The organism is Tsukamurella asaccharolytica, from assembly GCF_007858435.1.
GTDB lineage: Bacteria > Actinomycetota > Actinomycetes > Mycobacteriales > Mycobacteriaceae > Tsukamurella > Tsukamurella asaccharolytica.
The window spans coordinates 1-607 of record NZ_VIGW01000050.1 but is presented as its reverse complement, the minus strand read 5'-3'; the positions used below and the strand labels follow the sequence as shown (position 1 = coordinate 607).

2 rRNA genes are annotated in these 607 nt (G+C 42.0%); both read left to right on the top strand.

Features of this window, described 5'->3' with window-relative positions:
* Positions 1-199, top strand: a 23S ribosomal RNA gene (locus FK529_RS20895); the annotation flags it as partial.
* Between the two features lie 160 nt (positions 200-359).
* A 5S ribosomal RNA gene (gene rrf, locus FK529_RS20890) occupies positions 360-474 on the top strand.
* Positions 475-607: the final 133 nt, after the last annotated feature.

Genomic DNA, 607 nt, shown 5'->3' with positions numbered 1-607 from the left:
ATGGCATAGCCGGGTAGCTACATACGGACGGGATAACCGCTGAAAGCATCTAAGCGGGAAGCCCACCTCAAGATTAGATTTCCCTAGGGGTTTAACCCCTCTGAAGGTCCGTCGAAGACTACGACGTTGATAGGTTGGGTGTGTAAGTGCAGTAATGCATTGAGCTTACCAATACTAATTGACCGTGAGGCTTGACCATATAATAGGTCTTAGACAATTTTGATACGAGACATGATCGTTTCCAAAGTTGACGCGAATACAACAACTTAAGCAAGTCAATCAAACATTGCTGTTATTGATACCAACTAATCAAATTTATTCGTGAGTGAAGTGCAAACACTTCAAACACAACCAGTTTTCCTGGGGATAATAGCGCTATGGAACCACCTGATCCCATCCCGAACTCAGAAGTGAAACGTAGCAGCGCCGATGGTAGTGTGGGAGATCCCATGTGAGAGTAGGTCAACCCCAGGGCTTTATCTTAAAAGCCTCTAGCTTAACCGCTAGAGGCTTTTTTCTTGCGTTCTTTTTTTATTCCTTAAAAACATATTTCCTTAAAAATAACTTTTGAGAAATTTCACTATTTTTTGATTCTAAGAGAGGCTGA